Origin of the sequence: Micromonospora sp. NPDC051196 (assembly GCF_040682415.1) — a bacterium.
In the GTDB taxonomy this organism is placed as follows: Bacteria; Actinomycetota; Actinomycetes; order Mycobacteriales; family Micromonosporaceae; genus Micromonospora.
In genome coordinates this window covers 49,780-73,166 of the sequence record NZ_JBFBAY010000014.1, presented here as the reverse complement: position 1 = coordinate 73,166, position 23,387 = coordinate 49,780, and the positions used below count along the sequence as shown (strand labels likewise).

22 protein-coding genes and 1 pseudogene are annotated in these 23,387 nt (G+C 70.5%); 18 read left to right on the top strand and 5 right to left on the bottom strand.

What is annotated here, in order from left to right; translation table 11 throughout:
- The first annotated feature begins 72 nt into the window (after nucleotides 1-72).
- The 3 genes from AB0M35_RS23665 (at nucleotide 73) to thpR (ending at nucleotide 2,621) form a co-directional block, all read left to right on the top strand.
- On the top strand, nucleotides 73-1,350 hold the full coding sequence (locus AB0M35_RS23665; RefSeq protein WP_363747918.1) for an MFS transporter: 1,278 nt from the start codon (nucleotides 73-75) through the stop codon (nucleotides 1,348-1,350).
- Nucleotides 1,351-1,530: 180 nt separating this feature from the next.
- Nucleotides 1,531-2,034 (top strand): hypothetical protein, encoded by a 504-nt coding sequence (locus AB0M35_RS23660; protein ID WP_363747916.1) that lies wholly within the window; start codon nucleotides 1,531-1,533, stop codon nucleotides 2,032-2,034.
- Nucleotides 2,035-2,051: 17 nt separating this feature from the next.
- On the top strand, nucleotides 2,052-2,621 hold the full coding sequence (gene thpR, locus AB0M35_RS23655; RefSeq protein WP_363747915.1) for an RNA 2',3'-cyclic phosphodiesterase: 570 nt from the start codon (nucleotides 2,052-2,054) through the stop codon (nucleotides 2,619-2,621).
- A 351-nt stretch (nucleotides 2,622-2,972) separates the two neighbouring features.
- Here the strand turns inward: thpR and sepH are convergent, their stop codons facing one another.
- The 3 genes from sepH to AB0M35_RS23640 form a co-directional block, all read right to left on the bottom strand.
- Nucleotides 2,973-4,055: a septation protein SepH gene (gene sepH, locus AB0M35_RS23650; protein WP_363747913.1), complete on the bottom strand. Its 1,083-nt coding sequence runs from the start codon at nucleotides 4,053-4,055 to the stop codon at nucleotides 2,973-2,975.
- A 299-nt stretch (nucleotides 4,056-4,354) separates the two neighbouring features.
- On the bottom strand, nucleotides 4,355-5,482 hold the full coding sequence (gene serC / locus AB0M35_RS23645) for a phosphoserine transaminase (protein ID WP_363747911.1): 1,128 nt from the start codon (nucleotides 5,480-5,482) through the stop codon (nucleotides 4,355-4,357).
- Between the two features lie 317 nt (nucleotides 5,483-5,799).
- Nucleotides 5,800-6,906, bottom strand: a complete 1,107-nt coding sequence (locus AB0M35_RS23640) for a citrate synthase 2 (RefSeq protein WP_363747909.1) — start codon at nucleotides 6,904-6,906, stop codon at nucleotides 5,800-5,802.
- A gap of 278 nt (nucleotides 6,907-7,184) precedes the next feature.
- Here AB0M35_RS23640 and pdxH point away from each other — a divergent pair, with 278 nt between their 5' ends.
- From pdxH to AB0M35_RS23610, 6 genes are all read left to right on the top strand, one after another.
- On the top strand, nucleotides 7,185-7,811 hold the full coding sequence (pdxH, locus tag AB0M35_RS23635) for a pyridoxamine 5'-phosphate oxidase (RefSeq protein WP_363747998.1): 627 nt from the start codon (nucleotides 7,185-7,187) through the stop codon (nucleotides 7,809-7,811).
- Complete coding sequence (locus AB0M35_RS23630) at nucleotides 7,808-9,097, top strand: MFS transporter (protein WP_363747907.1); 1,290 nt, start codon at nucleotides 7,808-7,810, stop codon at nucleotides 9,095-9,097. The genes pdxH and AB0M35_RS23630 overlap by 4 nt, the downstream gene beginning before the upstream one ends.
- Nucleotides 9,098-9,132: 35 nt before the next feature.
- Nucleotides 9,133-10,062 (top strand): aldose 1-epimerase family protein, encoded by a 930-nt coding sequence (locus AB0M35_RS23625; RefSeq protein WP_363747905.1) that lies wholly within the window; start codon nucleotides 9,133-9,135, stop codon nucleotides 10,060-10,062.
- A gap of 47 nt (nucleotides 10,063-10,109) precedes the next feature.
- Nucleotides 10,110-10,712, top strand: coding sequence for a nitroreductase family protein (locus tag AB0M35_RS23620; RefSeq protein ID WP_363747903.1), 603 nt, complete (start codon nucleotides 10,110-10,112; stop codon nucleotides 10,710-10,712).
- Nucleotides 10,713-10,901: 189 nt separating this feature from the next.
- Nucleotides 10,902-11,207: a type II toxin-antitoxin system VapB family antitoxin gene (locus AB0M35_RS23615; protein WP_093404142.1), complete on the top strand. Its 306-nt coding sequence runs from the start codon at nucleotides 10,902-10,904 to the stop codon at nucleotides 11,205-11,207.
- A 176-nt stretch (nucleotides 11,208-11,383) separates the two neighbouring features.
- Complete coding sequence (locus AB0M35_RS23610) at nucleotides 11,384-12,127, top strand: DUF4230 domain-containing protein (RefSeq protein ID WP_363747902.1); 744 nt, start codon at nucleotides 11,384-11,386, stop codon at nucleotides 12,125-12,127.
- Nucleotides 12,128-12,276: 149 nt separating this feature from the next.
- Here AB0M35_RS23610 and AB0M35_RS23605 read toward each other — a convergent pair whose 3' ends face one another.
- On the bottom strand, nucleotides 12,277-12,483 hold the full coding sequence (locus AB0M35_RS23605; protein WP_363747901.1) for a PspC domain-containing protein: 207 nt from the start codon (nucleotides 12,481-12,483) through the stop codon (nucleotides 12,277-12,279).
- Nucleotides 12,484-12,860: 377 nt separating this feature from the next.
- Here AB0M35_RS23605 and AB0M35_RS23600 point away from each other — a divergent pair.
- The 7 genes and pseudogenes from AB0M35_RS23600 to AB0M35_RS23570 form a co-directional block, all read left to right on the top strand.
- Nucleotides 12,861-13,316 (top strand): annotated as a pseudogene (locus AB0M35_RS23600) (serine dehydratase beta chain); the annotation flags it as partial.
- A complete protein-coding gene (locus AB0M35_RS23595; protein ID WP_363747997.1) occupies nucleotides 13,314-14,384 on the top strand; it encodes an L-serine ammonia-lyase in 1,071 nt (356 codons plus the stop codon). The pseudogene AB0M35_RS23600 and the gene AB0M35_RS23595, both read left to right, overlap by 3 nt.
- 58 nt (nucleotides 14,385-14,442) lie before the next feature.
- Nucleotides 14,443-15,270: an ABC transporter permease gene (locus AB0M35_RS23590; RefSeq protein ID WP_363747899.1), complete on the top strand. Its 828-nt coding sequence runs from the start codon at nucleotides 14,443-14,445 to the stop codon at nucleotides 15,268-15,270.
- The gene (locus AB0M35_RS23585) at nucleotides 15,270-16,016 is read left to right on the top strand and encodes an ABC transporter ATP-binding protein (protein WP_363747897.1); all 747 of its coding nucleotides are present in this window, start codon (nucleotides 15,270-15,272) and stop codon (nucleotides 16,014-16,016) included. Before AB0M35_RS23590 ends, AB0M35_RS23585 begins: the two co-directional genes overlap by 1 nt.
- Nucleotides 16,017-16,120: 104 nt before the next feature.
- A complete protein-coding gene (locus tag AB0M35_RS23580) occupies nucleotides 16,121-18,097 on the top strand; it encodes a DUF5941 domain-containing protein (RefSeq protein ID WP_363747996.1) in 1,977 nt (658 codons plus the stop codon).
- Nucleotides 18,098-18,111: 14 nt separating this feature from the next.
- Complete coding sequence (locus AB0M35_RS23575; RefSeq protein WP_363747895.1) at nucleotides 18,112-20,301, top strand: bifunctional glycosyltransferase family 2 protein/CDP-glycerol:glycerophosphate glycerophosphotransferase; 2,190 nt, start codon at nucleotides 18,112-18,114, stop codon at nucleotides 20,299-20,301.
- A 149-nt stretch (nucleotides 20,302-20,450) separates the two neighbouring features.
- Nucleotides 20,451-21,749, top strand: a complete 1,299-nt coding sequence (locus AB0M35_RS23570) for an ABC transporter ATP-binding protein (RefSeq protein WP_363747893.1) — start codon at nucleotides 20,451-20,453, stop codon at nucleotides 21,747-21,749.
- 55 nt (nucleotides 21,750-21,804) lie between these two features.
- Here the strand turns inward: AB0M35_RS23570 and AB0M35_RS23565 are convergent, their stop codons facing one another.
- Nucleotides 21,805-22,140: a hypothetical protein gene (locus AB0M35_RS23565; protein WP_363747891.1), complete on the bottom strand. Its 336-nt coding sequence runs from the start codon at nucleotides 22,138-22,140 to the stop codon at nucleotides 21,805-21,807.
- A gap of 226 nt (nucleotides 22,141-22,366) precedes the next feature.
- Between AB0M35_RS23565 and AB0M35_RS23560 the strand changes: the two genes are divergently transcribed.
- Together AB0M35_RS23560 and AB0M35_RS23555 are read left to right on the top strand one after the other, a co-directional pair.
- Nucleotides 22,367-23,167 carry a helix-turn-helix transcriptional regulator gene (locus AB0M35_RS23560; RefSeq protein ID WP_363747889.1) on the top strand — a complete coding sequence of 267 codons (801 nt, stop codon included), beginning with the start codon at nucleotides 22,367-22,369 and terminating at the stop codon, nucleotides 23,165-23,167.
- Nucleotides 23,158-23,346 carry a DUF397 domain-containing protein gene (locus AB0M35_RS23555; protein ID WP_363747887.1) on the top strand — a complete coding sequence of 63 codons (189 nt, stop codon included), beginning with the start codon at nucleotides 23,158-23,160 and terminating at the stop codon, nucleotides 23,344-23,346. Before AB0M35_RS23560 ends, AB0M35_RS23555 begins: the two co-directional genes overlap by 10 nt.
- The last annotated feature ends 41 nt before the right edge of the window (nucleotides 23,347-23,387 follow it).

Below are 23,387 nucleotides of genomic sequence, written 5' to 3'. Positions count from 1 at the left end.
ACACCCGGTGTGCGCCCGCGCCGCGCCGTCCGTCGTTGACGACGCGTACCACCGCGAGGAGGCGCACCGAGAGTGCAGGCACGGTTGAGCACGATGTTCCAGTCCCTACAGGTCCGCAACTACCGGCTATTCGCATCCGGGCAACTGATCAAGCTGATCGGCGTCTGGATGATGTTCATCGCCCAGGACTGGCTGGTCCTCGAGCTTTCCGGCGATTCGGCCACCGCGCTCGGTGTGGTGGTCGCGCTCCAGTTCGCCCCCGTACTGCTGCTCACGCTCCCCTCCGGCCGGCTCGCCGACCGGTACGACAAGCGGCTGCTCCTCTTCATTGCCAACGCCTTCTGGACCGTGCTGTCCCTGGCGATGAGCGTGCTGGTCCTCACCGGCCTGGTTCAGCTCTGGCACGTCTTCGTCTTCGCCGCCCTGCTCGGTGTGGCCAACGCGGTGGAAACCCCGGTCCGGCAGTCGTTCGTCTCCGAACTTGTCGGCACCCGGCTGCTTCCCAACGCGCTCTCGCTCAGCGCGGCCGTCTTCAACTCAGCCCGTATCGTCGGGCCGGCGGTTGCCGGCCTGGCCATCGCCTTGTTCGACGTCGGGCCAGTCTTCCTGGTCACCGCGCTCAGCTCGATCGGCCCCCTGGTCACGGTGATCCAGATGCGGCCGGCCGAGTTGTACCGCGCACCGTTGCCGCCGCGCGAGGAACGGGCCGCCGCCACCGTGCTGGACGGGCTGCGTTACGTCGGACGCCGTCCCGACCTGTTGCTGCCGATGGTGGTGATGTCGGTGATCGGGATGTCGCTGTTCAACTTCCAGCTCACCCTGGCGGCGTTGGCGAAGACCGTGTTCAACACCGGTGCGGCCTCGTTCGGCCTGTTCAGCACCACCCTGGCGGTCGGTGCGCTGGCTGGCGCACTGGCCGGTACCGGTCGGCGCAGCCGCCCGTCAGTGTGGCTGGTGCTCGGTGCTGCGGTCGCCTGCGCGATTTTCGGCACCCTCGTCGGGTTGGCGCCCACGTACTGGATGGTCCTTGCGCTGCTCCCGCCGACCGGCTTCTTCATGGTCTACTTCGCCCAGGCTGCCAACCAGCGGGTTCAACTCGGCACCGACGCCGCCTTCCGGGGGCGGGTGATGGCGCTGTGGGTGCTGGTGTTCCTGGGTACCAATCCGGTCGGCGCGCCGCTGATCGGCTGGATCGCGGAGACCTTCGGAGCCGGCGTCAGCATCTGGGTCGGCGGTCTGGTCTCCCTCGCCACCGCCCTGCTCGCGCTGGCCTGGCAGTTGCGCCGAGACGGCGCCCGGCTGCGGTTCCGGATCCTGCCGATGCCCCGCTTCTACGTCACCGAGGTCTGAGCAGCCAGCCGCTGACTGCCGTCTGCCCGCCGACTGCCGTCCGCTGTCCTGTCCGCCGTGCGCTGTCCTGTCCGCCGTGCGTTCGCCGCTCGGTTGCACCGGGCGCGGTCGGGTGGTCGGGGATGGTCGAATACTGGAAAATCGGTAACCTTACGCTCCGCAGCAGCATAACTTCGTTGAGTGGAGGTCTTACGGTTGCTGCTGCTTGCCCTGGCGCTGGTCGCCGTGGTCTGCGTACCGGTGCTGGTCGCGCTCGTGATCTGCGCCGACGAGGTCCTCGACCGCTTCACCTGCGGATTCGCCGAGTGGCGGGAGCGGTGGCGGGAACGGCGCCTGATCACCCGACTGAACCAGGCGGTGACGGCTGACGAACTCGCCGACCCGGACACCCTCGATGCCCTCGATCGGCCCGACCGGCGCCCGTTGGAGCAGCTCGCGGCGGACCTAAGGTGCCTACGCCGGGACCGGGTCGGTGGCGCTGCGGTGGTGTGGCACAGCAGCGTGCTCGACGCGTACGACGACCGGCTCCGGCTGGCCTGCCGGGCGCTGGGCATCACCGAACACCTGGCGGAGCTGGCCGGGATCGACCGGCAGATCGAACGGGTCCGGATCGAGGGCGAGTTGGACGCGGCCGGCCTGCGTCTGCCGGCCACCCGTCCCGGTCAACACCAGCGTCATGCGTAGCTGACATCCTGTGCAAGGTGCGACTCTTCACTGCGGTCTACCCGCCAGCCGAGGCGATCGATCACCTGTTCAGTGAGGTCGCGGGGCTTCGGCTCAGCGCGACGGCAGCCGCCGGAACGAACGTACGGCTCGCCGACCCCGGTCAAGCTCACGTCACGCTCGCCTTCCTCGGTGAGGTCGACCCCGCCCGGTTGGCCGCCGTGCGACAGGCCCTCGGGCTCGCCGCCGCCACAACTCGCGACAGCCCACCCGTGCTGCGGCTGGGCGGCAGTGGCCGGTTCGGCTGGGGCCGCAGCACCATCCTCTGGGTCGACGTACGCGGCGAAGTCGATCGTCTGGTGGAGCTGGCCGCCGCCGTCCGCACCGGACTGACCACGATCGGGATTCCCAGCGACGACAAGCCGTTCCGCCCACACCTGACCATCGCCCGTCCCGGTGACCGGATGCCGCACGCCGACATCGAAGCCGACCTCGCCGCGCTCGACGGCTACCTCGGCCCATCCTGGCCGGCCGGTGAACTGGTGCTGGTGCAGACCCACCCCGGACCACCACCGGCCTACCACCGCCTCGCCACCTGGCCCCTCTAACCCAGATCCACCCACCCCACCCCACCGCAACAAGCCCGCCAACCCATGCCACACGTCATCCGCCCTCACTGCGACCCCCGCCGTGCCCTCCGCGCTGACTCTCCGCGCTGACTCTCCGCGCTGACTCTCCGCGCTGACTCTCCGCGCTGACTCTCCGCGCTGGCTCTCCGCGTGCCTCTCCGCGCCGCCCTTCCGCGTCGATCTTGCACTTTTGGTCGGGACGAATAGTTCATCGTGGACTTTTCGGCGACCAGAAGTGCAAGATCGGCGCAGGCGCAGGCGCAGGCGCAGGCGCAGGCGCAGGCGCAGGCGCAGACGCGGGGCAGGGCGGGGCGGGAGAGGGCGGGTGGGTTAGGAGGATTCGCGGGCGGCGGGGCCGGTGCCGAAGAGGACATCGTCCCAGCTGGGCAGGCGCTTGCGCGGCTTGCCGCCGGCCTCGGTCGACTCAGCGGCACCCGCAGCCGGTGCGTTGGTGCGGCGGGGCCGTAGCACCGCCAGCGACGGCACGGCGGGCACCTCCTTCGGCGCGTCCGCGTCGTCGTCGAAGGCCGAGCCCTGACCACCGCCGAGCAGCGCTGCCGCGCCTCCGGAGACCGCCCGCTGCCGGGGTGAATCCGGCGTGCCGGCCAGCGCGGCCGGCGTCCGTGGTTCGAGGCCACGGCCCGACGTCGAGCCGAGCGGACGGTCGAGCGAGGCGAGCAGGGCGTCCCGGCCGGCGCGGATCGGGTCACGACCGGCCCGGCCCGACTCGGCTGCTGCCGGCAGCCCGTGGCCACCTCGGCTGGGCTCGCCGCGCGACGGACCGGGCAGCGCGTGGCCGCCCCGCTCCGGTGCCGGCTCCTGGCCGAGGATCGGCGTCGGACGCTCGGCGCAGAGGTACTGCGCCATGTCATCGTGCGGCGCCACCGACTGGCGGGTCTTGTCCAGATCCCAGACCGCCTGCGCGGTGGCCTTGCCGGACGGCCAGGTGGCGACGATCCGCCAGGTGCCGTCGTCGCGGCGCCACGCGTCCCAGGAGATCTTCTCGGTGTCGATCCCGTGTTGGGCGAGTCGCCCGTTGACCACTTCGGCCAGCGGGGTGGGCTTCTCGGCGCCCTTGAGTCGGGTGCGCCGGGCGTGCTGGGCGAGCATCGCCCGCTCCTGAAGCACCGGGCCGGCGTAGCGGAGCACCCGGTCGACCGGGACCCCCGCGATGCGGGCGACGTCCTCAGCGGACTCGCCGGAACGGATCCGGGCCTGAATGTCCCGAGGGGACAGGGACGGCACCGGATCGGCGGTGGTCGGTGCCACCGCGAGCGCCGGTGCACCCGGCTCGGCGTGCAGCACGCCGGCGACGCGCTCGTCGATGGGCAGGGCGAGCAGTCGCCCGACCTCGTCGGCGAGCACCAGGGCCTGGCCGTCCTCGGAGAGGGCGACGAAGCGTACTGGGCGCATCGCGTTGCCTCCGTCCCGCTTCGCTGGCCGTACGCCACGAGCCGGCCACCCGGGCGTTGAGGACCACGGTACGCCCATCCGGGTCCAGGTGGGAGACGCCACGCCCGGGCAACTCGTGCTGAGCAGCCTTGTCCGGTGCTGGTGAGCGCTGTGCGGCCGGTCAGTCGTCAGGGGCCGACAGTGCGGTCGACCGCAACGGTACGACAGCGAATGGCGCTGCAACCGGGCGGTCGGTCCGTTGAGCGTAGCGGGCCCGGCGACCGCACAGGGTCGACCGGGCCCACTGTCTCAACGTCGGTTCAGAGTCGCTCGACCACGTAGTCGATGGACGCGGTCAGCGCCTCCACGTCGGCCGGCTCGACGGCCGGGAAAAGCGCGACGCGCAGCTGGTTGCGGCCCAGCTTGCGGTACGGCTCGGTGTCCACGATGCCGTTCGCGCGCAGCGCCTTGGCGATCGCGGTCGCGTCCACCCCGTCGGCGAAGTCGATGGTGGCGACCACGTTGGACCGCAGCGCCGGGTCGGTGACGAACGGGTTGGCGACGGCGGAGCGCTCGGCCCAGCCGTACACGATCCCGGCGCTCTCGGCCGTGCGCTTGGCCGCCCAGGCCAGCCCACCCTGCGAGTTCATCCAGTCGGTCTGCTCGGCGGCGAGGAAGATGGTGGCCAGCGCCGGGGTGTTGTAGGTCTGCTCCAGCCGCGAGTTGTCGATCGCGGTGACCAGGTCCAGGAAGGCGGGGATGTACCGGCCGGAGGCCTTGACCTCGGCGGCCCGCTCCAGGGCGGCCGGCGACATCAGGGCCAGCCACAGGCCGCCGTCGGAGCCGAAGCACTTCTGCGGAGCGAAGTAGTAGACGTCGGTCTCGCCGACGTTGACCTCCAGGCCGCCGGCGCCGGAGGTGGCGTCGACCAGCAGCAGCGAACCCGGGTCGGCGCCCGCCACCCGGCTGATCGGCACCGCGACGCCGGTCGAGGTCTCGTTGTGCGGGGTGGCGTAGACGTCCACGCCGGCCTCGGCGACCAGGCTCGGCGCGCTGCCCGCGTCCGACTTGCGGATGGTGGGCTCGCCGAGGAACGGTGCGTCCTTGACGGCCTTGGCGAACTTGGCGCCGAACTCACCGAAGCTGGCGAACTGGGCCCGGTCGCGGATCAGGCCGAAGGTCGCGACCTCCCAGAACGCGGTGGTGCCCCCGTTGCCGATGATCACCTCGTAGCCCTCGGGCAGGGAGAAGAACTCGGCGATGCCGGAGCGCAGCCGGGCCACCTGGTCGCGGACGGTCTTCTGCCGGTGCGAGGTGCCCAGGTAGCTGGTGGCCACCTCGGCGAGCGCGGAGACCGCCGCCGGACGGACCTTGGACGGCCCGCAGCCGAATCGGCCGTCGGCGGGCTTGATCTCGTCGGGAATCCGGATGGTCGGTGCGTCAGCCACGGTTTTCAAGATCCTTCCGCATGGGTCGGGGCCCGAGTGAGCAGGTGGGAGTGGACCGATCGGCGGGCGCGTGCTGGGTGGACCGTGGAGTCGGTCGAACCCATCGGCGGCGCTGCCGGCTTTCATCCTCGCACCCGTCGCCGCCGCTCCGGGCGCTCGTCCCGCTCCGAACCGTGAGTCGTCTGCCACAGCCCGTGGCCTGGCCCACACCGGCGTGGCATCCGCCGTAACGCGGACGTTCGCCGAACCAGGGGCCGGGCGTTAAGAAGGGGCCCTTCCTCTACCGAAGACGGTAAGAAGGGCCCCTTCCTTACACCTCAGACGCCGTGGGGGACGGCGTCCCAGCCGTCGACCTCGTGCGGCTTGCGCGGGCTCGGGCCGACGTAGCGGGCGGAGGGGCGGACGAGGCGCTGGAGCTTCTTCTGCTCCAGGATGTGCGCGCTCCAACCGCCCATCCGGGCGCAGGTGAACATGGAGGTGAACATGTGGGCCGGTACCTCGGCGAAGTCGAGCACGACCGCGGACCAGAACTCGACGTTGGTGGCGAGCACCCGGTCCGGCCGGCGGGCCTGCAACTCGGTGAGCGCGGCCTTCTCCAGCGCCTCGGCGACCTCGAACCGGGGCGCGCCCAGTTCCTTGGCGGTGCGGCGCAGCACCCGGGCGCGCGGGTCCTCGGCCCGGTACACCCGGTGGCCGAAGCCCATCAGCCGCTCGCCCCGGTCGAGGACGCCCTTGACGTAGCTCTCGGCGTCACCGCTGCGCTCGACCGCCTCCAGCATGCTGAGCACCCGCGACGGCGCGCCGCCGTGCAGCGGGCCGGAAAGGGCCCCGATGCCCGACGAGATGCAGGCGGCGGCGTCCGCACCGGTGGAGGCGACGATCCGGGCGGTGAAGGTGGAGGCGTTCAGGCCGTGCTCGGCGGCCGAGATGAAGTACGCGTCGACGGCCTTGACGTGCCGGGGGTCGGGCTCGCCGCGCCACCGCTTCATGAAGCGCTCGACCACCGTCGAGGCCTTGTCGATCTCCTTCTGCGGCACCGCCGGCAGGCCGAGGCCCCGGGCGGACTGGGCGACGAAGGAGAGCGCGGTGACCGAAACCCGGGCGAGATCCTCGCGGGCCTGCTCGTCGGAGATGTCGAGCATCTGCTGCAAACCCCAGTACGGGGCGAGCATCGCCACGGCGGACTGCACGTCGACCCGGATGTCGCCGGAGTGCACCGGCACCGGGAACGGCTCGGCCGGCGGCAGGCCGGGCCCGAACCGGCCGTCGACCAGTAGAGCCCAGACGTTGCCGAAGGAGACCTGGCCGATCAGATCCTCGATGTCGACCCCGCGATAGCGCAGCGCACCGCCCTCGCGGTCGGGTTCGGCGATCTCGGTTTCGAACGCTACGACGCCTTCGAGTCCGGGTTTGAAATCGGCCATCTCACTACTCCTGGTGTGTGGTCGGTGCGCCCGCCCGGGCTCGATGTCCCGGCCCCGGCCGGGTGAGCGCCTTAGGCGACCCTCAGGGATGTGTTCGTGACATCTTGCCTGCTGGTAATCGGGTCCGCGACCCACTGTCGATGTGCTGCACACGACATCCCCGGCTGCGGCGGCCGTAGCTGATTGGGCGAGACTTGACCGTACGGGCTGGTCGGACGCGGATCGGCCGGACGGACAGGAGAGGGCACGTGACGGGCGACACACCACCGCCATCGAGCATGCGCCACGAGTACGCAGCCGATTCCGGGCTGGTCGAGGCCGACCTGGCCGACGACTGGTGCACCCAGTTCGATCGCTGGTTCGCCGAGGCGGTGGCCGCCGGGTTGCCCGAGCCGAACGCCATGGTGGTCGGCACCGCCGACGCCGCCGGCCGGCCGAGCGCGCGGACCGTGCTGCTCAAGGGGTACGACCCGGAGGGCTTCGTCTTCTTCACCAACTACCGGTCCCGCAAGGGTGCCGAGGTGGCCGCCAACGCGTACGCCAGCCTGGTTTTTCCCTGGTTTCCGATGCAGCGGCAGGTGATCGTGACCGGGGCGGTGGAGCGGATCGACCGGGTGACGACCGAGACCTACTTCGCCAGCCGACCACGCGGCTCGCAGCTCGGCGCGTGGGCCAGTACCCAGTCGTCGGTGCTGCCGGACCGGACCGCGCTGGATGACGCCTACCGCACGGCGGCGCAGCAGTTCGCCGAGGTGGATCCGATCCCTGCCCCGGAAAACTGGGGTGGGCTGCGGGTCCGCCCCGACTCGGTGGAGTTCTGGCAGGGGCGGGCCAGCCGGTTGCACGACCGGCTGCGGTTCCGCCGTACCGACACCGGCTGGGTCGTGGAGCGGCTGGCCCCGTGACCAAGACCGACACCTCCCGGCGGCGTCAGCAGCGTCGCTGGGCGATCGACCTGCGCCCACTGCGGGTGCCGGCGTACCGGCGGTTGTGGGTCGGCAACGCCATCGCGATGTTCGGGTTCCAGTTCACCGCGGTCGCCGTGCCGGTGGAGATGTACGCGCTGACCGAGGACTCGCTCTGGGTCGGTCTGCTCGGTGTGGCCGCCTTCGTACCGTTGCTGATTTTCGGGTTGTGGGGCGGCGCGGTGGCCGACGCCCTCGACCGGCGTCGGGTGTTGCTCGGCGGCTCGGTGCTGCTCTGGCTGTCCGTGTTGGGGCTGCTGGCGCAGGCCCTGCTGGATGTTGGCAGCCCGGTGCTGCTGCTGGCCCTGGTGGCGCTGAGTTCGGTGTCGTTCGCGATCGCCAGTCCGGCCCGCGCCGCGCTGGTCGGTCGACTGGTACCGGTCGAGTTGGTGCCCGCCGCCACCACGCTGAACTTCACCACGGCGATGGCCACCTCGGTTCTCGGGCCGCTGGCCGCCGGTCTGATCCTCGCCGTTTTTGAGCTCGGGGTCGCGCTGCCGGTGGCGTACGGCCTGGATGCCGCGCTGCTCATCGCGCTGGTCTGGGCGGCGCTGCGGCTGCCGGCGATGCCGCCCGAGCCGGACCCGGACGGCGGCCCCCGGCAGGCCGGGCTGCGCAGCATCGTCGACGGCGTCCGCTACCTGGCCGGCGCTCCGGTGCTGCTGCTCTCCTTCGCGATCGACCTGATCGCGATGGTGTTCGCCTTCCCTCGGGCGCTCTTTCCCGAGGTGGCGACCGAGCGGTTCGGTGGCGGTGCGGCGGTCGGCTGGCTGTACAGCTCGATCGCAATCGGTTCGCTGCTCGCCGGGCTGCTCTCCGGCTGGATCGGCCGGGTCCGCCGGCAAGGGCTGGTGCTGGTGCTGGCCGTCGTCGGCTGGGGCGTCGCGGTGGCGTTGGCCGGGCTGGCGCGTCAGCTCTGGCTGGTCGTCGCGCTGCTGGTGCTGGCCGGGGCGGCCGACCTGGTCAGCTCGGTGGTGCGGCAGTCGATGCTGATCGTGTACGCACCGGACCGGATGCGCGGACGGCTCCAGGGGGTCAACACCGTCGTGGTGGCCGGTGGGCCACGCCTGGGTGACCTGCGGGCCGGGGCCATGGCGGCCGGGTTCGGCAGCGGGGTGGCCTGGGTGGGTGGCGGTCTGGCGGCGGCGGCACTGGCCGTGCTGCTCGCCGTGGCGTTCCCGGCGCTGACCCGCTACCGGGCATCGAGTGAGCGCCGACCGCAATGAGCGGGAAGCGGATCTGGAAGCTAGGGTCTGGCGACATGGATAGCCACGAGCCGCGTCCCCTCTCCGGGGCACAGTGGACCATTTCCGCCGCCGGCCATGAGGCGGCCATCGTCGAGGTGGGCGGTGGGCTGCGCACCTACCGGCAGGACGGGGTCGAGCATCTCGACGGGTACGCCACCGACGAGCTCTGCCCTGGTTCGGCCGGTCAGGTGCTCGCGCCCTGGCCCAACCGGATCCGGGACGGCGTCTACACCTTCGACGGGCGGTCGTTGCAGCTCAACATCACCGAGCCGGAGCGGCACACCGCTATCCACGGCCTGGTCAACTGGGCATCCTGGCACCTGATCGAGCAGCGGCCGGACGAGGTCACGATCGGGTTCGACCTGCCGCCGCAGCCGGGATACCCGTGGCCGCTGCGGCTGCGTACCCGGTGGAGCGTCGGGCCGGACGGGCTGCGGGGCGAGCACGAGGTGACCAACATCGGTGTCGAACCGGCACCGTTCGGCTTCTCGGTGCATCCGTACCTGCGCCTGCCCGAAGTGCCGGTGGAGGACATCGCGTTGCAGGTGCCCGGGCAGACCCGGATGGTGTTGGACGGGCGACTGCTGCCGGTCGGGGCGACCCCGGTGGCCGGTACCGAGTACGACTACACCGAGCCGCGACGCATCGGCGACGCGGTGCTGGACCTTGCCTTCGGGCAGGTGACCCGGGACGACGACGGCGGTTCCGCGGTGACGCTGCGCGGGCCGGACGGGTCGAGCGGGCTGCGGATCTGGGCCGACGCACAGTTCGGCTGGTGGCAGGTCTACACCGGCGACACCCTGACCGGCGAGCGGTACCGGCGTTCGGTGGCGATCGAGCCGATGACCTGCCCACCGGACGCGTTCCGGTCCGGCCGCGATCTGATCGTCCTGGCGCCCGGCGACACCTGGCGGGGCGTCTGGGGCATCCGGCCCGGGATCTGAACCGACGGCGTCGGCAGGCCGCCCGGCCCAACTTGGAGGAGAGTCAGGTGGAGTTCGCGGAGGTCGTGCGGCGACGCCGGATGGTACGCAACTACGACCCGGACCGCCCGGTCCCGCCAGCGGTGGTGGAACGGTTGCTGGACCACGCGGTGCGGGCCCCTTCGGCCGGGTTCTCCCAGGGCTGGGGATTCCTGGTGCTGGAGGAACCGGCGGACCGGGAGCGGTTCTGGGCGGCCAGTACCCCGGAAGGCGGCGGCATGGGACGCTGGCTGGCCGGAATGCGTCGGGCTCCGCTGATCGTGGTGCCGCACGCCAACCGCTCGGTCTACCTGGAGCGCTACGCGGAGCCGGACAAGGGCTGGGCGGACCGTTCGACGGATCGCTGGCCGGTGCCCTACTGGTACGTCGACACCGGTTTCGCCGCTCTGCTGATGATGCTGACCGCAGTCGACGAGGGATTGGGCTCCTGCTTCTTCGGGATCCCGCCGCAGCGGTTGGATTCCTACCGGGAGGCGTTCGGTGTGCCGGAGGCGTACCACCCGATCGGTGCCATCACTATCGGTTATCGAGCACCCGACCATCGGTCACCCTCACTGCGCCGGGGGCGTCGCCCGGTGGATGAGGTGGTCCGGCGGGGGCGGTGGAGCTGACCCGAACGGGCGGTTTCGTCCTGTTGAGAACCGGACTACCGGTAGCGAAACTGGCACCAGGGAGCAGAACGTGGGGTGCGGGGTGCCGCTACGCTGGCACGGACATCGGTGCCGCGGGTCGCGGTGCCATGCCGCGACCCACGTCGGCGTCGTGGTACGACCCGGACAGGGGGAGGGGAGCGTGCCGTCGTGATCTTCAGAGCGGTCCGGGACGGGCGTCCCTACCCGGAACACAACCTGACACTCAAGCAGTGGGCGGAGATTCCACCCCGCCCGCTGCGGCTCGACCAGCTCATCACCACCAAGCGGGAGCTGGCGCTGGACAAGCTCCTCGCGGAGGATTCGACCTTCTACGGTGACCTGTTCCCGCACGTGGTGCAGTGGAACGGTGGCCTCTACCTGGAGGACGGGCTGCACCGCGCGCTGCGCGCCGCGTTGCAACAGCGCAACCAGATCCACGCCCGGGTGTTCGTACTCGCCGAAGCGGTCGAGTGACTTCCGTCGGGCGCTGAGTGCGTCGCTCCGGGCGGCGCTGAGCGTGTCGCTCCGGTTCGGTGACGACATGCGGTTTGAACTGCTGAAATACGCGATCGGGTGACTCGGCGAGCGGCTGTCGTACGGGGGGCTTACCGTCATCACAGACAACGCGTCTGACAAGGACGGTGAGGGCGATGGCACGCGACGGCGACATCAACGAGCCCACCAGCAGGTTTTCCGACACTGACCTGCGTACGGACGAACGGTCCGACGTCCCACCCCCGCCACCCCAGAGCAGCGGCGCCGTACGCGCTCTGCTCTGGGTGCTCGGCGCGGCGGCGCTCGCCGTGGTGGTGCTGCTCGGCGTGCAGACCACCGGGATCCTGCCGGAGTTCCGCAATCCGTTCAGCAAGGAGCAGACCGACCGCAGCCAGCCGGCGCTGCTGGAGTCGATGCAGGATCTCAGCCGATACGTTGCTGCCGAGGGCAACTTCCAGGTCGTCGTCGACCTTCAGAACGACCGCCGCAACGTGCCGGACTGGCTGCTCAACCAGCGCACGCTGTTCGTCGGATCGGGCAGCGTCGAGGCGTACGTCGACTTCGGCACCCTCACCGAGGGGGCGATCGTGCAATCGGCCGACGGCAAGTCCGTCGAGGTCAAGTTGCCGGCGCCGCAGCTCGCCGAAACCAATCTCGATCTGGACAAGAGCTACGTCTTCGCGGAGGAGCGCGGTCTGCTCAACCGGGTCGGCGATCTGATCGGCGGTGACCCGAACCGGCAGCAGCAGGTCTACCGGCTGGCCGAGGACCGGATCACCGCTGCGGCACGGGACAGCGGGTTGGCCGCCCGGGCGGAGGAGAACACCCGCAAGATGCTGGTGGGTCTGCTCGCCTCCCTTGGCTTCGAGCAGGTCACCGTCACCTACGTGGCCCCCTGATCCGGCCGACCCCCACCCCACCCCGTTCGGTGGTGCAACTTCGGGGAAATTGCTGCCTCCGGTAGCCGGTCGGCGGCACTTTCCCCGAAGTTGCCTGGCGCTCAGCGGCAGGGAACTCTGCCGATGACGTAGGTGGGTGGCCGCGTGGGTCAGCGGCTGGTGACCAGGTAGCGGTCCTCGTTGGGCATGATGATCCACAGTGCCAGGTAGATGATCACCTGGGTGCCGGGTAGCAGCAGCGACAGCAGGAAGAGCAGCCGGACGAACCCGGCCGACGTGCCGAAACGCTGGGCCAGACCGGCGCAGACACCGGCGAACATGCGCCCCTGCCGGGGACGAACAAGCTTGCGACTCATCGTGCTACTTCCCCTCTGCGGCGTTCCGCCGCTCCTGCAAACAACGCTAGGTACGCGATCCGCCCTCGCCCTCCGTCCCAAGAACGAACCCCGCCCCGCCCACCCGTAGGTACATACCCGCGCCCCCTCACCCCCACCCCTCCCGCCCTTCACCCCGTCGATCATGGAGTTTTGGTCGGTGTATATGGGGTTTAAAGGTCAAATCGGCGACCGAAACTGCATGATCGATGGGGAAAGTGGGGTGGGGTGGGTGGGGGTAGGCTCGGCGGTTGGGCCTGCGTGGAACGGGGTGCCTGATGGTCGGGCCGTGATGAGGGCGGCCTCGATTGGATCGTCTGCTGACCGGCAACCCCGGCGCAGGGCGAGAAGGTGCAGTCATGATCAGTGTGTTCGACCTGTTCAGCGTTGGTATCGGGCCGTCCAGCTCACATACCGTGGGGCCGATGCGGGCGGCGCGTACGTTTGTCTCCGGGCTCAAGGCCGATGGTCTGCTCAGCGGGGTGAGCCGGGTGCGGGCCGAGCTGTTCGGGTCGCTCGGCGCCACCGGGCACGGGCACGGTAGCGATCGTGCGGTGCTGCTCGGCCTGGCCGGAGAGGTCCCGGAGACGGTGGACACCGACACTGTCGACGCGCGGGTCACGGAGATCCGGACGCGGCGGCGGCTGGCCCTGTTCGGGACGCACGAGATCGACTTCGACCCGGATCGGGATCTTCTGCTGCACCGTCGCCGGTCACTGCCGTACCACCCGAACGGGATGATCTTCTCGGCGTACGACGGGAGTGGGGCCGAGGTCAGGACGCGCACCTACTACTCGGTCGGCGGTGGGTTCGTGGTCGACGAGGCGGCGGCCGGTGCCGATCGGATCAAGCCGGACAGCACCCGGGTCCGCCATCCCTTCGTCACCGGAGCGCAACTGCTCGACGTGACCGCCTCGACCGGGCTGTCCATCAGCGAGGTGATGCTCGCCAACGAGCTGTCCTGGCGGAGCGAGGACGATGTCCGGGCCGGGCTGCTGAACATCTGGCGGGTGATGCAGGAATGTGTCGAGCGCGGCTGCACCCGCGACGGCACGCTGCCGGGCGGGTTGAAGGTCCGCCGCCGCGCTGCCGAGCTACGTCGCAGCCTCGAAGCCGACGCCGCCGTCGCACCGGGGCGACCGGCCGCCTCGGGTGGCGTCGCCGCGCCCGGTGGGCAAGCGGTCTCGGGTGGCGCCGACATGCCGGGGGTCCCGATCGCCTCGGGTGGCTCCGCGCCGGGTGGGCCCGCGGTGTCGGGTGGCGGCGGGTCGGGGGCGGTTCATGATCCGCTGTACGTGATGGACTGGGTGACCCTGTTCGCCCTGGCGGTCAACGAGGAGAACGCGGCCGGCGGGCGGGTGGTGACCGCGCCGACCAACGGTGCGGCCGGGATCATTCCCGCGGTGCTGCACTACTACACGCGGTTCGTGCCGGGTGCCGGCGCCGACGGGGTGGTGCGGTTCCTGCTCGCGGCCGGTGCGATCGGGGTGTTGTTCAAGGAGAATGCCTCGATCTCCGGTGCGGAGGTGGGTTGCCAGGGTGAGGTCGGCTCGGCCTGCTCGATGGCCGCTGCCGGGTTGGCCGAGGCGTTGGGCGGCACGCCGGCGCAGGTGGAGAACGCCGCGGAGATCGGCATGGAGCACAATCTCGGGTTGACCTGCGACCCGGTGGGCGGCCTGGTGCAGATACCGTGCATCGAACGTAATGCGGTGGCTAGCATCAAGGCGATCACCGCCGCCCGGCTGGCCCTGCGCGGTGACGGGGTGCACGCCGTATCGCTCGACAAGGTCATCAAGACCATGCGGGAGACCGGCGCCGACATGAAGGTCAAGTACAAGGAGACGGCGCGCGGCGGTCTCGCGGTCAACGTGATCGAGTGCTGAACGGACGAAGTTCACCGACTGCTAACCTGTCGTCCGTTCAGTAGGCGGGAGAACGACGGTGACCTCTGGCGTGGGGGCGTTGTGGTCGCACCGCAACTCGCTGCGCATCCTGGTCCGGCGTGATCTCGCGGTCAAGTATCAGCAGTCGGTGCTGGGCTACTTCTGGTCCCTGATCGAGCCGCTGGGGATGGGCGCGATCTACTGGTTCGTCTTCGGCGTGCTGTATTCCCGGGACACCAACCGACACCTCGGCGAGGCCGCCGGGTCGTACCCGCTGTTCCTGATCACCGGGATCTTCGCCTGGATGTGGACCAGTTCGGCGCTGAGCGAGGCGACCAACGCGTTGACCGGCCAGTCCCGGCTGATCACCACGATGAACGTGCCCCGGCAGGTGTTTCCGATCGGCCGGGTGGTCGGGCGGTTCGCCGAGTACGCCGCCGGCCTGCCGATCCTGGCCGGCATCGCGATCTGGTATGCCGCCGACGGAAAGATCGAACCGGGCTGGTCGCTGCTGGCCCTGCCCCTGGCCGTACTGGTGCAGGCCACCCTGCTGATCGGGGTGGCGCTGCTGCTGTCCGCGTGGAACGTGCTGATGCGCGACGTGGAGCGGTTCATGCGGCTGGTCATCCGGGTGCTGTTCTACGCCACGCCGATCATCTATCCGCTGAGTCTGGTCCGTGATTCCGGCCTGCCGGGCTGGCTCAAACTGGGCTACGAACTCAACCCACTGGTCGGCATCTTCCAACTGCACCACTCGGTGTGGTACCCGGACGAGTTTCCCGGGGCTCGCATGCTGGCCACCACCATCGGCATCAGCCTGCTGCTGTTCGTCGCGGGCTGGTGGTCGTTCCGTCGGCTCGAACCCGCTGTGCTCAAGGAACTCTGATGAGCGAATCGATCATCGAGGCGGAGGGTCTCGGCATCCGGTTCGTTCGCAACCGTCGCCGACAGTTGCGGCTGCGGGAACTGCTCATCCATCGGGGGCGGCGCAGCGCGGTCGACGGCCGGTTCTGGCCGTTGCGCGACCTGACCTTCTCCATCGCGCCCGGCGAGACCGTCGGCGTGATCGGCCGCAACGGCACCGGCAAGAGCACCCTGCTGCGGCTGATCGCCGGGGTGTTGATCCCCGACGAGGGGCGGATCAAGGTGCGCGGCGACGTTGCGCCGCTGCTGGAACTCTCGGCCGGCTTCTCCAACGACCTCACCGGGCGGGAGAACCTGCACCTGGTGGGTGGGCTGCACGGGCTGTCGTCCGGGTACCTGAAACGACACTTCGACGAGATCGTCTCGTTCGCCGGTGAACAGGTGGAACGGGCTATCGACACCTCGGTACGGCACTACTCGTCCGGAATGAAGGTCCGGCTGGGCTTCGCCATCATCTCCCACCTGCCGCACCCGATCCTGCTGATGGACGAGGTGACGGCGGTCGGGGACGCCGAGTTCCGCGCGAAGTGCTACACGACCATCGATCGTCTGCTCGGGGAGGGGCGCACTCTGGTGCTGGTGTCACACAACGAAAAGGACCTGACCCGGTTCTGCCGTCGAGGGTTGTTCCTCGACGCGGGCCGGCTGAGCGTCGACGGCACGATCGCCGAGGCGCTGGCCGCGTACCACGACGCGGTTCCCCGGTGACGCTCGCGATCGTGCTCGCCGCCGGCTCGCCGGCCGCGGGCCTGCCGACAGGGCGTGGCGTGCCGACGGGAGCCGGCGGGTCCGCGCCGACCGGGGCCGGTGCGCTGTCGGGTGGCAGCACGCTGACCGGCAGCGACACGGCGCTGGTCGACCGGCTGGCCGCGCAGTGGCGTGCGGCCGGCGTCACCGACGTGCGGTTCGCGGGCAGCCTGGACGAGTTGGCCGACATTGCCGGCGGGTCCGAGGGCCCGGTGGTGGTCAGCGGCGCCGACCTGGTCGCGCACACCGCCGTACTGCGGCATCTGCTGACCAGCCCGGTCGGGCCGACGGTGGCGTTGGTGCTCACCGACCCGCCGTCCGGTGGGCGCACGACGGTCCGTGAGGAGCGCGGCCAGGTGGTCGACGCGGGGCCCGCGCAGCGGCTGGACGGCGAGGCCACCGGCATCTTCGGGGGCGCGGTGCGGGTCGGTCGGGGCGACGTCCCGGCGCTGGTCGCCGCCGCTCGGGCCGCCGCGACCGGCCGGCTGGCCGACGTGGCCGCCGGTCACCCGGAGGGTGGCGGCCCGCGTGCCGAGCCGCCGGGGCCCGCTGTGGACCAGGTCTTCACCGGGCTCACCGCCCAGGGTGTGCTGGTCTTCGCCCAACGGGTACGCCTGCTGGTGGCGCACCGGGTGGACGACGCGAGCGGGCTGTCCGGGGCGGAGGCCGCGGTTGCCCAGGTGGACGAGGACCGGGCCGAGTTGCGGCTGTCGGTGAAGGAGAAGGACGACTTCTTCACCACCTACTTCGTCAGCACCTGGTCCCCGTACGTCACCAAGGCGGCGGCCCGGTTGGGGTTGAGCCCGACCGGGGTGACCATGCTGTCGGTGGCGTTCGCGGTGGCTGCGGCGGCGTTGTTCGCCAGCGGCGGCCGGCTCGCCCTGGTCACCGGCGGGGTGCTGCTCTACCTCGGGTTCATGCTGGACTGCGTGGACGGTCAACTGGCCCGGTACACCCGCAACTTCAGCGCCTGGGGCGGCTGGCTGGACACCATGGCCGACCGGGCCAAGGAGTACCTGGTCTATGCCGGGCTCGGGTGGGGTGCCACGGCTGCCGGGGTGCGGTACGGCTGGGCCCTGGCCATCGCCGCGATGACGTTGCAGACCGTCCGGCACATGACCGACGCGTGGTACGGCGTACTGCACGACGAGGCGGCCCGGCGCCCGAAGTCCGTCGGCACCGGCGGGGGTGGCGGCATCGGTGACCGGCTGAACGCCGCGTCCACGAAGGTGCAGGCCGACACCGGCTCGCTGTCGTACTGGCTCAAGCGCACGGTGGTCTTCCCGATCGGGGAGCGGTGGGCACTGATCGCGTTGGCTGCGGCGCTGTTCGACCAGCGGGTCGCGCTGCTGGCCGTACTGACCTGGGGTGTGCTGGCGTTCGCGTACACCGGGGCGCTGCGTACGCTGCGGGCCCGTTGGATGTGGGTGCCGGTGCTGGACACGCTCGACGCCACCCTGCACCGCGACGACGGTCCCCTGGCCGCCCGGGCGCCGGTGGTGCGTCGGCCGGGGCCGCTGGTGCTCGCGGTGGTCGCCGCGTTCGGCGCGGCGGTCCTGCTGCTCGCCGCGTTGCTGGTGGGCGACGAGGTGGCGTGGTTGCGCTGGGCGGTGCCGGTGGTGTTGCTGGTGCTGCTGCTCGGTGCGGCCGGTGCCGGGGCGGCGCACAACGGGCCGCTGGACTGGCTGGTGCCGGCTGCGCTGCGGGCCGCCGAGTATCTCTTCGCCATCGCGGTCGGGGTGATCGGTGGGGCACCCGCCTGGCTGATCTTCGGGTACGTCTTCGTGCTCACCCTGCACCACTACGACCTGGTGGCTCGGCTGGAGAAGCGGCAACCGGCGCCGCCGCTGCACGCGGCGACCCTCGGCTGGGAGGGGCGGTCGGTGTTGCTGGGGCTGACAGCGATTGCGGGAATTGCGAGTATTGGTCTGGCTACACTCGGTATATACCTGTTGGTGCTTTTCGCGGCCAGCGTGGTGCTGGCCTGGTTCGTCCAGCCGGCGCGGGTGTCGGCGGGTGTCGGGGGCAGCGCGACAATCTGACGGGGGCCGGGACGATGACGCTGATCAGCTTCGTCGTCCCGGCCTTCCGCGTGCAGGGCTACCTGCGGGAATGCCTGGATTCGATACTCGCCCAGCCGGTCGCCGACATCGAGGTGATCGGGGTCGACGACTGCTCACCCGACGCCAGCGGCGACATCCTCGACGAGTACGCGGCCCGTGACGACCGGGTACAGGCCGTCCGGCTGGAACGCAACGTGGGGCTCGGGCCGGCCCGCAACGCCGGGCTGGACCGGGCGGTCGGCGAGTACGTCTGGTTCGTCGACGGTGACGACTGGCTGGTGCCGGACTGTCTGGTCGAGGTGGCCGAGCGGCTGCGTACCACCCGGCCCGACGTACTGCTGGTCGACCACGTCCGCGCGCACTGGGACGACACGGTGACCCGCAGCGCGATGGCCGAGGTGTTCCCGGAGCCGACCGGGCCGGTCACCTTCCGGCTGCGGGAACGGCCGGAGACCCTGGAACTGCTGCACACCGCCTGGAACCGGTTGGTCCGCCGGCAGTTCCTGGCCGAGGTCGGGCTGCGCTTCGCCCCCGGCTGGTACGAGGACGTGTCGTTCAGCTATCCGGTGCTGCTGGCCGCCGACCGGATCGGCGTACTCGACACGGTCTGTGTGAACTACCGGCAGCGGCGGGCGGGCGCGATCACGAAGACCCGGGGCGAGCGGCACTTCGAGGTCTTCGAGCAGTGGCACCGGGTGTTCCGGGAGTCCGACCGGCTCGGCACCGACGAGCTGCGGCCGGCGCTTTTCGAACGGATGATGTGGCACTACCTGACGGTGCTCGGCAACGGTGATCGAATCGCCCCGGAGCTGCGGCCGACCTTCTTCGCCCGGGTAGCCGTCGAGCATGCCCGCCTCCGGCCGCCGGGCGGGCACCGCATCCCGGCGGGGGTGCAGGGGCTCAAGCATCGGCTGGTGGCGGCCGGGCAGTGGCGGACGTACTCGGCGTTGCGGGCCACCAGCCGAACGAGCGAGAACGCCCGCCGGGCCGCCGGGCGGGTCAAGCGCCGGGTGGTGCCGCCGGCCCGGGCCGCGTTGCGGACGGCGCGGGACGTCGCGCTGTACGGCTACCACCGCGCCGAACTGCGCCGACCGTTGGACGACGACCTCGCCGTGTACGCGGCCTACTGGTACCGCGGCTACGCGTGCAATCCGGCGGCGATCTACGAGGCCGCCCGACGGTTGGCGCCACAGATCCGGGGCGTGTGGATCGTCCGCCGGGACCGGGTGCACACCCTGCCCGAGGGGGTCGAGTACGTGGTGGCCGGCACGCCCGCGTACCACCGGGTCCTAGCCCGCGCGAAGTGGCTGATCAACAACGTGAACTTCCCGGATTCGGTGCGCAAACGCCCGGGTGCGGTACACGTGCAGACCCACCACGGCACCCCGGTCAAGGTGATGGGGCTCGACCAGCAGCGCTATCCGTTGGGCGCGGTCGGGATGGACTTCGCCGGCCTGCTGCGCCGGGTGGACCGCTGGGACTACAGCATCAGCGCGAACAGCTTCTCCACCCAGATGTGGGAGCGGGCCTATCCGGCCGCGTACGCCACCTTGGAGGTGGGTTATCCGCGCAACGACCGGTTGGTCACCGCGACCGCCGAGGAGGTGTTGCGGCTGCGCGCCGAGGTCGGCGCCGGCCTGGGCGAGCAGGTCGTGCTGTACGCGCCGACGCACCGGGAGCACCTGCCCGGCTACCGGCCGCCGTTCGATCCGGAGCGGGTTCTCGACGCGCTCGGCCCGTCGGGGCTGCTGCTGATGCGCAGTCACTATTTCCACGACCGCAATCGGCGGGCGTGGCCACCGACCGGCCGGGGTCGGATCGTCGACGTCAGCTCCCACCCCCGGGTCGAGGATCTGTATCTCGCGGCCGACGTGCTGATCACCGACTATTCGTCGGCGATGTTCGACTACGCGGTGCTGGACCGACCGATCGTCGTCTACGCGCCGGACTGGGACGCGTACCGGCTGACCCGTGGGGTCTACTTCGACCTTGTCGCCGAGCCTCCCGGCCCGGTGGCGCGTACCTTCGCCGAGTTGTTGGATGTGTTGCGCGGCGGGCTGCTCGACTCCATTGCGGCCGACCAGGCGCGAACGCGGTTCCGGGAGCGGTTCTGCGCGCTGGAGGACGGGCAGGCCGCGCAGCGGGTCGTTCGCCAGGTCTTCCTCGGTGACACCGCCGGCTGAGTTGGAAATTTCAGTCGATTGCCGCTACTCGATGGAACGTAATAGGTCTGTCACGACCCGAACATGACACGTTTACCCGATGTGCGACCGGCATGACCCTGGTCACAGTCATTGCCGGGTTCGGCAGACGAGGTGGGGGAGGAAGACGGGTGAGCACCGTCGCGCTCAAGGATGTCACGAAGGTCTTCCGAGACGGCACAGTCGCGGTGGACAGCATCAATCTCGACGTCAACGACGGCGAGTTCATGGTGCTGCTCGGGCCCTCCGGCTGTGGCAAGTCGACGGTGCTGCGCATGGTGGCCGGGCTGGAGGAGCCGACCTCGGGCGCGGTGATGCTCAACGGAGAGGTGGCCAACGACCTGCCACCCCGGGAGCGGAAGATCGCCATGGTCTTCCAGGACTTCGCGCTGTACCCGCACATGAGCGTCGGCGACAACATCGCCTTCCCGCTCAAGCTGGCCGGCGTCGAGCCGTCCCCGCGTGGTGAGCGGGTCGCCGACGTGGCCAGCGCCCTCGGCATCGGTGACGTGCTGGCACGCCGCCCGAGCCAGCTCTCTGGCGGGCAGCGGCAGCGGGTCGCGATGGGGCGGGCCATCGTCCGCCGTCCGGGTCTGTTCCTGATGGACGAGCCGCTGTCCAACCTCGACAGCGGTCTGCGGGCGGAGTTGCGGGCGGAGATCTCCGGCCTGACCCGTGAGCTGGGGGTCACCACCATCTACGTCACGCACGACCAGGCCGAGGCGCTGACCATGGCCGACCGGGTCGCCATCATGCGCAAGGGCGTCCTTCAGGACGTGGGCACCCCGACCCAGGTGTACGGCCGCCCGGCGACCCTCTACGTCGCCGCATTCCTGGGCAGCCCTCGGATGAACCTGCTGGAGGCGTCGGTCTACGTCCACCTTGACCGGTACGTCACCCTCACCCTCGGCGATCAGGCGCTCTACCTGCCATGGGACGACATCCGCAGCCGCGCGGTGGCGCACTACCACGGTGAGCGGATCGTGGTCGGGATGCGGGCCGAAGCGCTCACCCCGGTCGCCCCGGACTCACCGGGCGACGTGCTCCAGGGCCGGATCCGCTACCTGGAACACCACGGGCACGAGTCGCTGGCCTTCCTCGACATCGGGGCGACCGCGATCGTGGTCGACGAGGTCGGCGCGCCGCCGGACAGCGACACCCCGCTCGGCCAGCGTGGCCTACGCCGCTTCGGTCAGGTGATGCAACGCTTCACCGGCCGGGCCGCCGTGCCGGAAGCGAACCCGAACGGCAGCCAGGCCAGCGTCCTGGCCGACCCCGGCCGGCACCACCGCCGCCCGGCCGAACTGGCGGTGCGGCTCGCGCCGTACCCCGCCGTCTCCGCCGGTCACCCGCTGGCCATCAAGGTACGCATGGACGCCCTGCACTTCTTCGACGAGCGCGGCGACCGCATCGACGTCGGCTGGCGCTGAGGGGCGGTAAGGAAGGGCACCTTATTAACGCCTGCGGTAGAGAAAGGGCCCCCTGTTAACACGGCTCGATGAGTGGGCGGCGGTAGGGGGACCAGGCGACGAAGCGGGTGAACAGCTCGCGTGGGGTAGGACCGTCGTCGGGGTTGAGTCGGAGGAGGTCGCGGGTCGCCTCGTAGAACAGCCCGGACAGGTAGATCGACAGGCCGATCTCGTTGCTGCGGTACTCGAACTTGAGCAGCAGCCGGGCGGTGGCACAGGGCCACGGATGCCCGCAGGCGCGGCAGCACCACATCGGGCGCAGCGGGGTGTGCGGCTTCTCGTGCGACGGGTACGCCCGGGGCCGCTCGGCCGCCGGACCGTCGACCGGCTGGGGCAGCTGGTGACTGATCACGTGATCGCCTGACTGACTCGGCACAGTCGACCTCCTCGGGCGTGGGAACTGGGTGGGCCGCCCCCAGGGGGAATTGAGGGCGGCCCCGGGAAACCCCGCGAGTTGCCGCGGCCAGGGGTATCCGTTGGTGACAGTCTGGTGAAGCGGTCGCTACGTACGGAAGTGGACCGTCCCCTACCAGCCCGGCCGTACGACCCGGCGGGCCTCGACGTGCAGAGGTGTGCAGATGGACCGGATGCCCATGCTGGAGTTGTTCGCCGGAGAGTTACGCCGGTTGCGGACAAAAGCCGGCCTGTCCCAGGAGAGCCTGGCCGAGCAGGTCAACTACTCGGCCTCGCTGGTGGCCTCGGTGGAGCAGTGCCGCCGGCCACCCCGGGAGGAGTTCACCCAGCGCTGCGACGATGCCCTGACCGGCGAGGGGCTGCTGGTGCGCATCCGCGAGGCGATCCTCAAGGAGAGCCTGATGCCGTGGTTCCGGGAGTGGGTGACCATCGAGCAGGAGGCGACCGCGCTGTGCAGCTTCCAGCCGCTGGTGGTGCCCGGCCTGCTCCAGACCGAGGGGTACGCCCGCGCGCTCTACGAGGGGGCCAGCCAACTCGTCGGCGAGCAGATCGAGCAGCCGTTGGCCGCCCGGCTCGACCGGCAGAAGGTGCTTGCCCGGCCCAACCCGCCGCTGCTGGTGGCGGTGCTCGACTACACCGTGCTGGACCGCCCGGTCGGTGGCCCGAAGGTGATGCGTGAGCAGTTGCGGCACCTGGTGGAGGTGGGCCGTCGACCTCGGGTGCACCTGCACGTGGTGCCCAAGGACGTGGGGGCCTATCCGGGGCTCAACGGTGCCTTCGTGATCGCCACCCCGGCCGAGGGCGAAGACATCGCCTACCTGGACAACCAGTTGCGAGGCACCATTGTGGAACGCACCGTGGACGTAAACTCCCTGCGACAGAACTGGGAGTCTGTCCGGGCCGAGGCGCTGCCCCACGGGGCCACCCTCAAGCTGATCTCGGAGGTGGCGGAATCATGGACCTGACCGGCGCGATCTGGCGCAAGAGCACCCGCAGCAGTGGCAATCAGGGCGACTGTGTGGAGGTGGCCGACAACCTGGCGCGGGTCGTCGGCGTACGCGACAGCAAGGACCGGCAGGGGTCGGTGCTCACCTTCACCCCCGACACCTGGCGGTCCTTCGTGGCGTACGCCAAGCAGCACTGATCGTCGATGCGGCGTCGGGCGGCGCGCCAGGTTGGGCGAAG